The sequence below is a fragment of the Bacillus cereus group sp. BfR-BA-01379 genome (assembly GCF_022663605.1).
Classification (GTDB): domain Bacteria; phylum Bacillota; class Bacilli; order Bacillales; family Bacillaceae_G; genus Bacillus_A; species Bacillus_A mobilis.
Window position 1 is genome coordinate 28035 of record NZ_JAKUFT010000030.1, and the last position, 15603, is coordinate 43637.

Genomic DNA, 15603 nt, shown 5'->3' on the forward strand with positions numbered 1-15603 from the left:
TTATTCATAGTATGAATAATTAACTTGTTACCACCATTTTTATTTTTGTAGCTCTATCCATTCCCCCCGCAATATCCCCATAATAATACGATCAAAACACTTCCCATCCCTTTGAACTGCTTCTCTCATACAGCCTTCTATCTGAAAATCCATTTTTTTATACAACTCAATAGCAGCTTTATTATAAGAAATAACATCGAGGCCAACGCGGTGTAAATTCATTTCATAGAAAGCATATTTTAAGATAAGATGGATCGCTTCTCTTCCATATCCTTTCCCTCTATCATTTTCATCTCCTATACCAATTGCTAATAAACCCGTTCTGTTATTCCACTCTATGCCATGAATTGCAACAAAACCAATTAAGCGATCATCTTGAACTGTCCTTACCATGAAAGCAACACTATTCGATCTTCGCCCCTTTAATAGCCCATCACTTGCAATTTCTTGTATCGATTGCGGAAATGCTACATCTGTATCGACATTCCTTACATACTCACTATCTTCTTGCCACATAGCCATTACTACAGCATCTGCTTCTCTCATAGCTGATAATTTAATCGTTTTATTTTGAAAAAGATTCATTGTTATTTCAAACTCCCTTTTTTTAATAACAGGGATAATTATTAGCCTATTTATCCCTTTATTCTATAAACTGCTTTATACACGGGATACTTACAATAAGCGCTGACATTGGCACATCTCCTATACATTAAATTACATTTATTGTATATTTTTTCATTTATTCTATCAATAAAAAAGACCCTCAAAATTTAGAGGATCTTCCTAACTACGAATCGATATTATTTCGTAAACATTTTCTCTGCTTCATCCATTGCCATTTTGTTACCTAAAGCAGAATAGTCAAGCCATGGTTGGTCATTAATAATGTATACGTGCTTACCTTTAACTGCTTTTAAGTCTTTCCAAATTGGTGTTTCTTGAAGTTGTTTAAATGCAGCTTTTGCCTTATCATCTCTGTTTACAACAACGAAAATAGCATCTGCATCAAAGTCAGGTAATACTTCTTGTGAAATGACTTCGAAAGGACGGTTTCCATCAATTTTCTCTACACCGTTTGCAGGTTGTAATCCTAAGTCTTGGAACAAAATTGGTCCCATCGGTCTTTTCGTACTAAATACACGTAATTCTTTTGCAGTAACACGAATTGCCATTACTTTTTCGTTATTACCTAATTCTTTATCTATTAAACTTTTTACTCGTTTTGATTGCTCTTCGTAATCTTGAATATATGTATCCGCTTCTTTCTCACGGTTTACAAGTTTACCAACTTGCTTTAACTGATCTCTCCACGTACCTTCATCTAAATTAAAAGAATGTGTTTTTGCAATTTTTTCGTATTTCGCTAAATCTTTGCCCGCGTATTTTTCATCCACATAAATGTCAGTTGGCTTCAATTGAAGTAATGCTTCCATATTCGGATCCGTTACAACACCAAGTTTCTTCGTATCTTTCAACTGCTCTTTTGCATGCGGTAAGAAATCTTTTAAATCTCCTCCAATAACAGAACCTACAGGTGTAATTCCTAATGCCAGTAAATTATTCGTTAAGTGAATGGACATAGAAGCGATTTTCGGATCATTACTTTTTTCAGTTTTTTTCGTTGCCTCTTCATTAGATTTCGTTTGACCACATGCTGCTAATACTAAAATACACATTATGCTAAATAAAATAGTAAGTTTCTTTTTCATATGTTCTCCTCTTTGAAGTATTTATTTTGTTTTTGTAAGTAAATAAAGAAAATAAGGTGCTCCTAAAGCTGCCACTACTACACCAGCTGGAATAGAATTTGGCTCGAATATAGAACGACCTATCGTATCTGCTAGCACTAAAATAATCATTCCGATAATGCCAGCTAGTGGAAGGAAATGTTGATAGGTAGTACCTACTAACTTTCTTGCAATATGCGGAGCAACTAAACCGATGAACCCAATCCCCCCTGCCATCGATACACTCGCGCAAGATAATCCAACCGCTGTAGCTAAAAGAAGTAACCGTTCTTTTTGAACAGAAACACCAAGTCCTGCTGCCACACTATCACCTAGTGACAATGCATTTAACGTTTTAGATTTTAGCCATGCATACGGGGTTAGTATGAAAATCCAAGGTAATAATGCTAGGACATGAATCCAATCTCTTCCCCACACGTTACCAACTAACCATCTAGAAGCGAATGTATATGTCTCATCATTTAACTTGAGGGAGAAAAATAACGAAATCGCACTAAAGCCAGCTGAAACAGCAATACCAACGAAAATAAGTCTAATAGGAAGTAAACCTTTTGACCGATCACTTGCAAGTATAATAATTAAAAATGCAGCTAGTACTCCCCCGCCAAATGTAAATAACGGTATTAAAATTGATGCATTCTCATTAATAGAATGAAAGAAAGTAACGAATATAATTAATCCGAAAGATGCACCTGAATGTAACCCTAAAATACCAGGGTCTGCAAGTGCATTACGTGATAATCCTTGTAAAATCGCACCGGAAATCCCAAGGCCAATACCAGCTAACATTGTAATTATAATTCTTGGCATACGATAATCGTATAGCACTGTTGCGCTCTCAAAATCACCATAACCGAAAAGTGTTTGAATTACTTTAAGCGGCGCTATGCTTAGTGTCCCTGTATTTAAACTAATTAAAATGACAGCGATACTAATACAACTAAAAATTGCAGTTACAGTAATAGCTCTCTTTTTATCAGTGTTCAAAAGTTCCTTCACTTATAGCTCCCTCCCAACTTTACGTGCTATATAGAGGAAGAACGGAACTCCAACAAGAGCTACCATAATTCCTATCGCAAGTTCTTTAGGAGGGTTTACTGTTCTTGCCCCTAAGTCAGCTAAAACTAATAACATAGCTCCTAATAACGCTGACATAGGAATAATGAGTCGATAATTCACACCAACTAATTTTCTAGCAATATGCGGAATAACAAGTCCTACAAATCCGATAGAACCAACAGCTGAAACAGATACACCTGCAAGAATGACTACTATAATCATCCCTAGTATTCTCGTTCGGTTCGTTTTTACTCCTAAATTCGTAGCGACGTCATCTCCCATTGATATGAGTGAAATAGACCGCCCTATCACTGTCGCAAAAAGAATGGTTATGAGAATAATAGGAACTAAAAATTTCAAGTGCTCCCACTTAACCCCTGCAACACCACCAGCGTACCAAAACGCTAAATCTTGACTTAAGTCATAATAAATCGCGACACCTGAACTTAGTGAATGCAAAAGTGCGGCCATAACTGCCCCTGCAATCGTTAACCTCATCGGTGTTAATCCGCCTGATGTTGCTGACCCGATAATAAAAATGAGTACTGTACTTAAAACCGCTCCAATAAAGGAAACAATCATTAAATAGGAATATGGCATATGCGGGAAAAAGGCAAAACTAAGTGCAACTACAAACATCGCACCTGCATTTATCCCAAGCACACCTGCATCAGCTAATGGGTTTCGTGTTACTCCTTGCATAACTGCCCCTGCGACTGCAAAAGCTGCTCCTACCACTGCTGCACCAATTACCCTTGGAAGCCTTAATTCATAAATAATTTGGTGCTGCGTTACTTTCGGATTATAATCAAAAACCGCTGCCCATACAGTTTGCAAATGGATATCCTTTGCACCGAATGCAATAGCTAAAAATATAGATCCGATTAAACATAAAATTGTTAAGCTCATGAAACATATGAACTTAATATGTATCCAGCTATTATTGCCAGCATGTACAGCAGACTTATGTAACATGTTTCATTTCATCCTTTATATTAAGTTGTTTTTTATAATTATTTTTAATTTATAATCATTACTGATAATAATTATCATTTTCATTTAGATATTATATCCCCACTTTTTTTAAATAGCAAACTATTTTTTTACTTTGTTAAATATTAAAATACTTTTTACGATTTCTATCCAAAACTTACAAATACATGCAAGATAGACTACTGGATTATTTTTAAAATTGTAGTATACTTAATCATTATTTTGAGTTTTCTAACAAAAATACCGAAGGTGACACAATGTTCTATATAAAACAACTACTACACTTCACTTACGAGCAAGCATTCTCTTGCTTATTCCCAGTTGTTATTTTCTTAACACTAGCCCTATCAAAAATCATTTCTATCCCAGGATTAAACCGCTACGATTTCATACTCATCGTATGTCTTCTTATGCAGTGGATTATGTACAAAACTGGACTTGAAACGAAAGACGAATTAAAAGTAATTACTGTCTTCCATCTCATCGGCCTTCTACTAGAAATATATAAAGTACATTTCGGTTCATGGAGTTATCCAGAAGAAGCATATTCAAAAGTTTTTGGAGTTCCGCTTTACAGTGGTTTTATGTATGCAAGTGTTGCCAGTTACATATGCCAAGCGTGGAGAAGATTGCATTTACAAATGCATCATTGGCCGAGGGCTATTTTTGCAATACCTCTAGGAGCAATGATTTACTTTAATTTTTTCACACATCATTTTCTATATGACTTTAGATGGGTATTAACTTTACTATTATTCATCGTTTTCTTTCGGACATTTGTAGAATTTTCATTACGAGGCGTTACATATAAAATGCCACTCGTTCTCTCCTTTTTCCTTATCGGTTTCTTTATTTGGATTGCAGAGAACATCGCAACATTTTTCGGGGCATGGCAATATCCAAATCAACGGGAAGCATGGAATCTCGTTCACTTAAGCAAAATTAGCTCATGGTTTTTACTCGTTGTTATTAGCATTATGATTGTTACACAACTCAAACATTTGAAGGCGTCGAAAAAATAATGCTGATTATTTAAAAAAGCCCATCACTCATTAGAGAGTGATGGGCTTTTTTACCTTCCTTATTAAAAGAGTTACACATTATGAACTACTACTTGCTGAAGAGGTTGCTACAGATGAAGCGGCAATCGTTGCCATCATGGCTGCTTGTTGTGCTTGTATGAGGACTTCTATCATAGTTTGTAAACCTGTGTTGGTAGCTTTACTTTCCTCACCTTTCTGACTTACGAACAATTGGATAGCAATAAGAATATTCGCATCTGTATGCCAACGGAATAATTTCTCCCCCTGTAGTTTTTCAATCAACGCTTTAATAGCATGAATCTCTTTTTCTCCATCTTCAAGTAACGCTAGTAGCCCGATTGCTGGATAATGCATCTGTTTCACTTTTACCTTTTCTTGTTTTAACAAATTCCAAATGTTTGTACATGTTGCAACTAACATTTCTTCACGGACATCCTTCTTTAGTGAAAGGATATGACTTAAAAACTGAAGATCATTCCCTTTACGCAAACCAGCTTTCGCTAGTTTCTGATAAAGACGTTCTACACGGTCCATAAGTGTTTCTACATTCTCTGATTGTCCTGCTAGTAAAACCGCGAGTGGATAATCATTTGCACTTGTAAGAAAAAGATGTTCCTCTTTCATACGTTTATATACTTGCATCGAACGCTGAATGTGCGTACCATGTTGTTCATTTTCTTCTGTTAAAAGCACAGCTGCTGCGAGATAAGTAAATATACTTCGGCTAAAACCACCAGCAACCAATTGTTCATATACATCTAAAAACTTCCGAAAAGCTTTCTTGTAATCTGTAAAGTGAATATCTAATGTTGCGGCCACAACAAAACGATGATAAGACTTTAAGTATGAAAACATCCCTACCTGATTCTTAATATAGCTACTAATTTCTAAAAAACGTCCGAGATCAAACAATTTATCACTACCTGCATACATAGCAGCAATCATCATTCCTGTTCGAGAATCACTCGTTTTCCATTTTAGTTCTCCCTTTATCTGTGCATATGTATGTGTGTATTGCTCCAACTTTTGTTCTAATGTAATCATAGTATTCACCCCTATTTCTAATTCGTCTCTATTATTATACGTATATTCCATATTTAGGAACAAGCTATTTCATACAGGTTTTACAGCTTCATACTTTCTTCTGTATTATCTTCAATATTTTTCTATTATGTAAAACAAAAAAATAATAACTATTCCTACTTCATCAGTATCACTATGGTAAGCGTTCATAATCCTTCAAGAAATTCAACAACAAAAAGGATAGATAATAAATTATCTACCCTTTTTGTCTATATATTATTTAACATTACACCTGTATTATGCTTTCGTTTTTTATATGCAATTCAAACTAAAGAGCTTTAATAATACGCTCCATCGCCTTCATTTGCCCAATATGATCAGCTTCATGATAAAGCATCATACCGTATAGCTCCCCTACTGTTTCCAATCCTAAAAACGGCTCTGGTAGTTTATTTTCAAATGCTTCTGCTGGAATTTCGTTAATACGTTTTGCTTGTTCTTTTAATTGAGCCGTTAACACTTCTAATGATGGTCCTTCTGTTTTCCATTTAGATGGTCTTGATCCATATCCAAACATACCTGGATATTCAGTTGGTAATTGTTTAAATTCTTTTCCAAACATGAAAACTTCTGCTGCCGTTAACACATGACCGATATGCCAGCGAATTGTATTATTAAAACCCTCTGGCTGTGTATCCACAGTTTTATCATCTAACGTTTCCATAAATTTAAGCAGTTCCCCGCGCGTTATTTCAAATTGTTTTAAGCCAACTAGTCTATTCATTTTATCGTTCTCCTTCTTCATGTACCATTTATTATGAACTAAGAATGTTCAACTTATTAAAGTTTCACTTTGTTTAATCTATCAGAAACGATTAAGAAATACATCTAATATGCCTAGTAAAAATAATAAAAAGGTTCACCTCTCGTACATATAGAATTACTTACTACACAAATAGTTTAGTAAATAAAAGAGGAGTGTTAATTTCATGTTACATATTTTAAAACAACAATATAATCTTATTAGCTCTACAAGAGAAACTCTATTTACATTTTTGGAAGAAATCCCACTAGAAAAATTACATAGCACTGTTCCTAATTTCGGGAGCGGTAGCATCATAAAGACGCATATTCATGTAGCCGATTGCTATCGATACTGGCTTGGATCGTTCGCATTCAAGCTAAAACGGGCAGATTTTTCATTTGCTAGTGATTATGAAATTGAGCATGCAGATGTGGAGAAAGTCCGTGCTAGATTTAAGTTAGTAGATGAGACTGTACAACACTTTTTAGATGAATACAATGACCGTTGGCTCGAAAATATAGCAAATGAAGTGAAATGGCAAAAAGAACCTTGGAGCACAACACCGCTATGGCTTTTAACTCATACAGAAACACATGAATTTCATCATAAAGGACAAATTGTATCAATGGCTCGTCACCTTGGCTATACTCCTCCTGATACAGATCTTAGTTAATGCAATGGTTCTAAATATCTATCCAAAGCTTTAGTCAAATAAAAATCAAACAACTTTAACGAGCCTTACTACAGTAAAATATAGTAAGGCTCTTTCATCTTCATATCAACATTAAATAAAAGCTCTTAGTACATTTATAATACTATCAATACCAAATAGTCTCAGCATAATTATAGGCATCACTATTCGGAATGGCATGTTTCCCTTGCGCCTGTGCCTTTCTTGGATCTAAATCATATACCATTGGTGTATAGCATGATGTTTGCCCTTTATTCACAACACCATTACCTCCAGCACTGCCGCAAGTATATGCCTTTCCATCTGTTTTTCTTACAATTCTTGCATCGGCTTCGTTATTATATACTGCTGCACGAGTTACTGTGACTTTCGCCCATGCTGTCTTACACGTTGTGCTAAATTTTAATTCCACATAAGAATTGGAATCAATCCATTTCTTTTCTTTCGTTACTGCTGATTGATCACAGCTATTGTAATACGGACTTTTCCCATCATACGAATGATCTTCTGCATATGCTTTATCATTATTCGTCGTACTAAACACACTAGTTAAAACGAGCAATGATAGACAAAAACATGAACTTAGCTTTTTTAAAAGTTTCAAAGTATTCTACTCCTTTTTAATAGCGTCCTGTTTTTCCATAACCATTATTAAACGTAACCGCTTCAGCATCTGCTGTGTATCCGAAATCAGCAGTTAAATCAAATACCATTCCTGTATAAGTACTCGTTTGGCCTGTTTTTATTGTGCCGTTTCCCTGATTAGAAGTGACTGATTTTTGGAATACACCATTTTTGTATTTATTCACAACAGCGTACGCATACACTCCTCCAGAAACAGCTGGTGCTGGTTGATCTAAAACAAACTTAGACCAAGCTGCATGACATTTATTACTGTAACGTAAATACACTGTCCCTACTTTTTTACTACCTTCGTACACCGCTGTAGACTTTGCATTAAATCCATCTGCATCACACGTTGTACTACCTCCGTATACTTTCGTTGTTGCTGGATTTTTCCCGTCATAGTAACTACTTAAATCAGTAGCTGCAAATGTACTTCCTTGGAAACTAAATAATACACCTACACTCGCTACACTTAACACACATACTTTCATTAACTTTTTAAACATTTTCAATCTCCTCCCTCAAAATAAGTACGTTTAATAAAGACAATCTATCCCTATGTAAAGCCCTCCTTTCATGCTTCCTAGAGGCATCTTACAGAAACGAATAAACATTGTAAATTTCCTTATGATTATTGGAATATACGAAGAAATTTACTTATCCTTGTAAGGAAAAAAGTTGAGAAATACACATTTTATAGCATTCTTTATTTAAAACATAAAAGAACCGATACTTGTTACATGCAAGCATCGGTTCTCCCAATAGAAAAGTAACATTTATCTGTCACATAAATTAAATATTTCTCCACTTAATCCGTTGTAAAAAACTCCCTCGTCACATCAATAAATTGTTGCAGTGGCACTGTCATCCATTTATCTTTATGCCAAGCAATTTGTGTATAAATTGGTGAAATTGCATTTTCTACATGTAACTCTTTTATCGTTCCCTCTCGTATATCTTTTTCTACTACTATCGCTGGTAAAACAGCTATACCTAAATCTGCAATAACACATTGTTTAATCGCCTCGACACTAACGAATTCAATTTTATTTGCTGGATACACATCTTCTGTACGAAATAGCTCTTCAAATAAAGTTCGGTATGAGCAACCGAGTTCTGTTAGTAAGAGTGTTTCCATCTCTAAATCTTTTATAGAAATGGAAGTTTGCTCGAGTAAATGATGCCCTGAAGCAGCTACTACTTTTAACTCTTCTTTCATAAGCGGCTCCACATGTAAAGCAGCTTCTGTTTTACATTCGTCCAAAATAAAGGCAAGATCGACTTTTCCCTCCATCAATTGTTCTTTCGCATCTTTATTGGAATGTGCTGGTTTAAATATAAGCTTTATTTGAGGAAATTGTGCTTTAAACCTCTTTAATATAGATGGCAGCCTATATGTACATTGACTCTCTTGCGCACCGATTATTAACGTACCTGCTATTTCCTCATCATCTTTCACAGCCATTTTCGCTTCGTTACTGAGTGCAATCATCTTGTCGGCATATAGTTGAAACTTTTTGCCTGCTTCCGTTAAAAAAAGACGTTTTCCTAATCTTTCAAATAACGGCGTACCTAACTCAACTTCTAACGTTTTAATTTGCGCCGTTACGCTCGACTGAGCAAAGTTTAATTTCTTCGCAGTTTGCGTAAAATTTAAAGTATCTGCCGCTACTTTAAATGTAATTAATTGTTTTATCTCCATTTATCGTCCCTCTTTTCAATCGATATTTCCGATTGATTTCATCGAAATAATCCTCTTTATCTATTGATATTTGTATTGTATGATAAAGAGCATCGACAAACAATAAAAATGGAGGTATTCCATATGAAGGCACTTTGTTTCAAACAATTTGGAAGTCCAGATGTACTACAATATAAAGAAATACATGATCCAATCATAAATCCAAATGAAATTCTTATCCGTACGAAAGCAATCGGATTAAACTTCGCTGATGTTTATAGACGCCGCGGCGATTATCATCTCGCTGGTAACCCGCCTTATATATTAGGTTATGAAGGCGCTGGTATTGTTGAAAAAGTAGGAGCTGACGTTACTACAATCAGTCCCGGAGATCGCATTGCATTTGCTGACGTACCATTCGCAAATGCGGAGCTAGTTGCTGTTCCATCTGAGAAGGCAATTAAGCTTCCAGATGCTATCTCGTTTGAAACAGCCGCTTCTGTCTTATTGCAAGGTCTAACAGCACATTATTTAACGCAAGATAGCTATCAAATAAAACAAAGTGATATAGCTTTAGTACATGCCGCAGCTGGTGGTGTTGGACAACTTCTTATTCAAATGATTAAACTACTAGGCGGAAAGGTAATCGGCCTCACGTCATCAAAAGAAAAAGCACAAATAGCTACATTAGCTGGTGCTGATCATGTATTTTTATATACGGAAGCATGGCCTGCGAAAGTACTTGAAATAACAAACGGTGATGGAGTAAATGTTGTATATGAATCAGTAGGTTCTACATTAGAGGAAAGTTTTAGCACAACTAAAACTGGTGGTACTGTCGTATTTTACGGAATGGCCGGCGGTAATCCTGCGCCCGTTGATCCGCGTATGCTTATGGATACTTCAAAAACTTTAACTGGCGGAGACCTTTGGAACGTGCTTACATCTTATGAAGAGAGAAAAGAACGCTCCTCTCAATTATTCGAATGGATTATGGCCGAGAAAGTAAAAATCGCAAATCCTACTACATTCTCTTTACAAGACGGTGCCCGCGCCCATGAATTATTAGAGAGCAGAAAAAGTACAGGGAAGATTTTATTAATCCCTTAATCGTTACCACTTAAAAAAGGAAGCTAGATTCGATTTTATCAAGACCTAAATTGAAACAATTAATAAATGAAAGGACATAACATATGTTATGTCCTTTCTTCTTCAAATAACGAGCACGTGTAAATTTAAAATAAATTTTGTACTCATTTGTAAATAAAACTACGTACTAATTTATGCTAAAAACAAGAATTCACTCCTATAACGACAGTAGCGTCTAGTTCCTCATCTCTAGCCAATTTCGGAGTAAGCCCAGCATCAGCAAAAATTTCAAAGGTCTGAGTTGCCTGCATTTCACTCGTCTCTATTAAAAGATGACCTCCCGGTGCTAGCCAGAGAAATGCTTCTTTTGCTACTCTTCGCTGAATGTGAAGTCCATCCTCTCCCCCGTCAAGCGCTATCTTTGGTTCATGTAGGCGAGCTTCCTGTGGGAGCAGCTTTATTGCCTTGGTAGGAACATATGGTACGTTTGCAACTAAGGTATTCACACGACCTTTAAGTGAATAAGGTAAGGCGTTATACAAGTCACCTTCAAAAACATGTCCACCGAAATTTGTTACGTTGCGGCTTGCACATCGTACTGCGACAGGGTCAATATCAACAGAATACAATTCAACTCGTCCTAAAGCTTCCACCAGAGCTACACCCACAGCCCCTGACCCGCAACATAGATCAACGACGATATCATCAAAACATGACAGAGCTTTTGCCTGGTGAACAAGAAACTCTGTACGTTGACGAGGCACGAAAACACCTCGGTCCACTTCTATCCGCAATCCACAGAATGCCGCGTATCCCACAACATATTCAAGTGGTAAACCATCGGCTCGCATTTCCACCATTTTCTTTAAGTCCTCTGGTGTTTGTGCCTCTGACATAAGTAACCGGGCCTCATCTTCTGCGAAAACACACCCCGCGCTCTGAAGCCTGTTAATGATGCATTTTTCCGTTTTATTTCCCAAAAAGAAATTAAATTCTCTTCCTATTTATCTCACCACTTTTTCTTATTTATAACCCTGTATTCGTTAAAAATTGGAGATATCCTTTTTAACAAAATGGCCTTATTCAATTAAATGATCCAATTGTTGAACAAAGAAACACCCTACATAATGGATATTTTCACCAAAATATTCTAACCTAATTTTATAAATAGAAATAAGAAAAGGAAGCTAGATTTCTCTACCTTCCTTTTCTTATTTCTATATGTTTTTTATATTTCCACACTTTCTTTCCCTTTTGCAACATAACTCATATCTCCAACAGACTCGACGATATATTCCCCGTCTTTATATAAAATTTTCGTTACACTTGCATTCTCTACTCCAAGTTTTGTTTTACTACTGTCTAGCATTTCAATTAATGCCGTAATCAAAAGCCCATGAACGACAACTAAAACGTTACCGCCTCCATTTGCAGCAGCTTCTTCACTAATTTTATCAATTTCTACTTTTATACGAGTAGAAAATAATTCCCAATCTTCCGCTTGTTTCGTAGGATCTGCTGCTCTAATCAGATTAATCACTTCTTGAATAGAAAACTTCATGAGTTCTTCTGGTGATGTAACACCCGCAGCTTTTCCAACCACATCCCACATATTTTCAAGCTTTTCACCTTCAAAAATACCAAAATTTAATTCTCGTAAATTTTTCCTTTGCTCAAGTTTCAATTTTAATTGCTCACTATATTTTAATACTAAATTAGCAGTTTCAATCGCTCGGCCGCTATCACTACTATACGCATTCGCAAAATGAACATCTTTTAATCCTGTTCCTAAATTAGTGGCAACTTCCACACCTTTTTCTACTAATGGAGAGTCTGCCCAACCTTGCGCGCGATGATTCGTATTTAATATTGTTTTACCGTGTCTTGTAACATATAACGTAACTACATTCTCATTGCTATCTGTTTCTCGATTCTTCATTCTCTTCTCTCCCTTTACATTTCTATATCAATTTTACCACCTTAATTATTCATTGAGCAAAATATACGCAAGTGAATTTTCTTAATAAAAAAGCTATCTTTCTGTATATCTCTACAAAAAGATAGCATCTTTTATGATTACATTCCTTATCTGATATTCCTACTCAGCAAATGCACTCGAATACTGAACAACTCCTTCTACACCTTCAAGAGCATTCTCTCTTAATTCCACTACCATAAACACCTCTTCAGGCACTTCAAATGGTGCTTTTATATTCCTCTCACTTGCTTTCTTAAAACCAAATTTCGGATAATACTCTGGATGTCCTAACACTACAACCGATCCGTATCCAAGTTCTTTCGCTTTTTCTAACGCAGCTCCAATAAGCTTTCCACCAATTCCTTTTTTCTGATGGCCCTTAGCAACTGAAACCGGTGCAAGTGCTAATGATTCTACAGAAGTTCCATCGTGTTCTATCGTAATTTTGGATAGCAGAATGTGACCAACGATTTCCTCATCTACTGCAACGATTGATAATTCTGGAACAAATGCTTCACATTCTCTAATACGTTTTACAAGTTTATGTTCTGTTTTATCACTAAATTCTTCATGTAAAAATGCTTGTTGTACCACTTCTTCTGTCTTTCTATAATCGTTTTGTTGCTCTTGTCTAATCGTTACCATTCTAACTTATCCTCTATTCTTTCTTATTTCTTTTTGGATTTTACGAAGCGCTTTTTTCGATCCGCGCTCTATATCATGTTGCATTTTTCTTTCTTTATAATCGACAAATAGTGTATTTAAATCGTATCCCTCTGGGTATAATTCCTTTGCCGCTACCTCTAAAGTAATACGTTTTACGTTTACTTCAACGAATTCACCGTTATAATATACAACGACGTTATAGAAATTATCTATTTCCTTATAAATGATACCAAAATCATTATAATCTAATACATTTACACGATCGCCGATTTTGTACTCGTAATGGTTTTCTCTTTTTTCCTGCATAAATTTTGGTTTTCTAATTTTACTTTCATGCAGTTTTTCTAAAGCATATTCTTTATTTTCCATATACTCTTTCGCTCTTTGCAGCACACGCTCTCTTACGTTCATTTTATTAGCAATCCAAAGTGCATTACTTTCACCTGATTTACCGATTACTAATTTATAAAGTGGTTCTAGTGTCTCACTATTAAATTGCATTGCTGCGTTCATAAAATCATCGTGCATTTCTGAAAATCGTTTAATTTCACCGTAATGCGTACTTGCAACTGTAATACATCCTGCAAGATAAAACTCCTCCAAAATAGAAATTGCAAGTGCTGCTCCTTCATTCGGTTCAGTCCCGCTTCCTATTTCATCAAATAATAGCAGCGTATTATTATTTGACATCCTCATAATCTCAGATAAATTTTTCATATGAGATGAAAATGTACTTAGTGCGTTTTCGATACTTTGATTATCACCAATATCTACAAATACATTGTCGAAAATAGCAATTTCCGTTTCTTTATCTCCAGCAATATGCAAGCCTGACATTGTCGCTAATGTTAATAGCCCAATTGTCTTTAATACAATTGTCTTCCCGCCTGCATTAGGTCCGGTAATAATTAAACTACGGTAGTTTTGACCGATTTCAAAGTGTAACGGTACTACTTTTCCACTTAAAAGCGGATGCTTACAATTTACTAAATGAATGTAGCCATGGTCATTTAATTTCGGCTCTATTCCATCGATTGATTTACTAAACTTCGCTTTCGCAAATACCATATCATACTGACTAATTAATTCCATATTAATTTTTATATGATAAATATTTTCTACTACCATCCCTGATAAAGTCGCTAAAATCTGATACTCTTCCATCGCTTCTTCTGCTTTCAAACTTGCGAGTTCCGCATTTAACTTTGTCACCGTATGCGGTTCTATAAATACAGTAGAACCTTTAGCAGACGCTTCAACTATACTTCCCGCAACTTGATTTTTATAAGAAGATTTAATTGGAATCGTATACCTATCATCTTTCTTACTAATAAAGAATTCTTGAATATACTTCTTATTTGCACTACTATTTAAAAACTTCGTTAAACGTTCTTTTATTTTTCCATCTACCGAATCAATATTATTTCGAATTCGCTTTAACTCTTTACTCGCAGCTGCATCAATACTATTGCCTTTAATGGAAAAGTTAATTTCCTCTTCAATACTTTTATATTCAGTCATTGAATTTGCATATGAAGCTAATACTGGCGCAAAAAACTCTTTATCTAACATAAACTTTTTAATCTTTCTACATCCGCGTAAAAAGTCTGAAACACTTACTAACTCTTCAGGATCTAAAATCATCCCTTTTTCTAATTTTTGAATTGTACTTGCGATATTTGAAATACCGAAGAAAGGAACATGCCCTTCTGCATCTACTATAGCTCGCGCTTCTGTCGTTTCATTCAAGCGGTTCCTCACTACTTTTATACTCGTACTCGGCTCTAATTTATTTAATAATTCCTTACCTAATCCACTTACACAATATGATTTCACTATTTCCTTTAATTCGTTATATTGTAACTTTTCAAAAGTCATCGTATTCATTTTGTTTCTCCTCACTATGATTGATTTCTATCATCAATGAAGATACCTACTCATTAGATTCCAATGAGCCCTACATGATTCAATTACCATTTTTATACATTAAAAATATATACAAAAAAGCTGCGGGGATACCGCAGCTTTTACATTTACAAGGCATGTGTAATAACATATGAGGAAATAAGCCATAAAAAAACGGATGGCAATCCTCCTATTACACGCTTTATAAAGTATTGTAGGTATCTTCATAGGTATCGAAATAAATCCATGACAAAGTTAGGGGTATGCTATACATAAAAATCCCCTGGTCTTA

The 15603-nt window shown here is 35.4% G+C and carries 16 protein-coding genes; 3 read left to right on the forward strand and 13 right to left on the reverse strand.

The window, feature by feature from the left end; genetic code table 11:
• Window positions 1-39: 39 nt before the first annotated feature.
• From MR113_RS13565 to MR113_RS13580, 4 genes are all read right to left on the reverse strand, one after another.
• Window positions 40-591, reverse strand: coding sequence for a GNAT family N-acetyltransferase (locus MR113_RS13565; RefSeq protein ID WP_242254843.1), 552 nt, complete (start codon window positions 589-591; stop codon window positions 40-42).
• Between the two features lie 212 nt (window positions 592-803).
• Window positions 804-1712 (reverse strand): iron-hydroxamate ABC transporter substrate-binding protein, encoded by a 909-nt coding sequence (locus MR113_RS13570; protein WP_226545113.1) that lies wholly within the window; start codon window positions 1710-1712, stop codon window positions 804-806.
• Window positions 1713-1733: 21 nt separating this feature from the next.
• On the reverse strand, window positions 1734-2750 hold the full coding sequence (locus tag MR113_RS13575; RefSeq protein ID WP_242254800.1) for a FecCD family ABC transporter permease: 1017 nt from the start codon (window positions 2748-2750) through the stop codon (window positions 1734-1736).
• Window positions 2751-3785, reverse strand: a complete 1035-nt coding sequence (locus MR113_RS13580) for a FecCD family ABC transporter permease (RefSeq protein WP_098870344.1) — start codon at window positions 3783-3785, stop codon at window positions 2751-2753. It abuts the gene before it with no gap.
• Between the two features lie 275 nt (window positions 3786-4060).
• Here MR113_RS13580 and MR113_RS13585 point away from each other — a divergent pair, with 275 nt between their 5' ends.
• Window positions 4061-4825 (forward strand): DUF817 domain-containing protein, encoded by a 765-nt coding sequence (locus tag MR113_RS13585; RefSeq protein WP_242254802.1) that lies wholly within the window; start codon window positions 4061-4063, stop codon window positions 4823-4825.
• Window positions 4826-4903: 78 nt separating this feature from the next.
• Here the strand turns inward: MR113_RS13585 and MR113_RS13590 are convergent, their stop codons facing one another.
• The gene (locus tag MR113_RS13590) at window positions 4904-5941 is read right to left on the reverse strand and encodes a DUF4003 domain-containing protein (protein ID WP_242254804.1); all 1038 of its coding nucleotides are present in this window, start codon (window positions 5939-5941) and stop codon (window positions 4904-4906) included.
• A 256-nt stretch (window positions 5942-6197) separates the two neighbouring features.
• On the reverse strand, window positions 6198-6674 hold the full coding sequence (locus tag MR113_RS13595; protein ID WP_242254806.1) for a DinB family protein: 477 nt from the start codon (window positions 6672-6674) through the stop codon (window positions 6198-6200).
• Window positions 6675-6858: 184 nt separating this feature from the next.
• On the opposite strand from MR113_RS13595, the gene MR113_RS13600 reads away from it, so the two are divergent.
• Window positions 6859-7347 carry a DinB family protein gene (locus MR113_RS13600; protein WP_242254807.1) on the forward strand — a complete coding sequence of 163 codons (489 nt, stop codon included), beginning with the start codon at window positions 6859-6861 and terminating at the stop codon, window positions 7345-7347.
• 145 nt (window positions 7348-7492) lie between these two features.
• Here the strand turns inward: MR113_RS13600 and MR113_RS13605 are convergent, their stop codons facing one another.
• From MR113_RS13605 to MR113_RS13615, 3 genes are all read right to left on the reverse strand, one after another.
• Entirely contained in the window at window positions 7493-7969 is a 477-nt protein-coding gene (locus tag MR113_RS13605) for a DUF2690 domain-containing protein (protein ID WP_242254809.1), read from the reverse strand.
• 16 nt (window positions 7970-7985) lie between these two features.
• A complete protein-coding gene (locus MR113_RS13610; protein ID WP_000473752.1) occupies window positions 7986-8498 on the reverse strand; it encodes a DUF2690 domain-containing protein in 513 nt (170 codons plus the stop codon).
• 302 nt (window positions 8499-8800) lie between these two features.
• A complete protein-coding gene (locus MR113_RS13615; protein ID WP_242254811.1) occupies window positions 8801-9694 on the reverse strand; it encodes a LysR family transcriptional regulator in 894 nt (297 codons plus the stop codon).
• Between the two features lie 123 nt (window positions 9695-9817).
• Between MR113_RS13615 and MR113_RS13620 the strand changes: the two genes are divergently transcribed.
• Window positions 9818-10783, forward strand: coding sequence for a quinone oxidoreductase family protein (locus MR113_RS13620; protein ID WP_242254813.1), 966 nt, complete (start codon window positions 9818-9820; stop codon window positions 10781-10783).
• Window positions 10784-10959: 176 nt separating this feature from the next.
• Here MR113_RS13620 and MR113_RS13625 read toward each other — a convergent pair whose 3' ends face one another.
• From MR113_RS13625 to MR113_RS13640, 4 genes are all read right to left on the reverse strand, one after another.
• A complete protein-coding gene (locus MR113_RS13625; RefSeq protein WP_242254814.1) occupies window positions 10960-11742 on the reverse strand; it encodes a putative protein N(5)-glutamine methyltransferase in 783 nt (260 codons plus the stop codon).
• A 248-nt stretch (window positions 11743-11990) separates the two neighbouring features.
• Window positions 11991-12701 (reverse strand): histidine phosphatase family protein, encoded by a 711-nt coding sequence (locus tag MR113_RS13630; protein WP_242254817.1) that lies wholly within the window; start codon window positions 12699-12701, stop codon window positions 11991-11993.
• Between the two features lie 159 nt (window positions 12702-12860).
• A complete protein-coding gene (locus MR113_RS13635) occupies window positions 12861-13385 on the reverse strand; it encodes a GNAT family N-acetyltransferase (protein ID WP_242254818.1) in 525 nt (174 codons plus the stop codon).
• A 6-nt stretch (window positions 13386-13391) separates the two neighbouring features.
• Window positions 13392-15293, reverse strand: a complete 1902-nt coding sequence (locus tag MR113_RS13640; RefSeq protein WP_242254819.1) for an endonuclease MutS2 — start codon at window positions 15291-15293, stop codon at window positions 13392-13394.
• Between the last annotated feature and the right edge of the window lie 310 nt (window positions 15294-15603).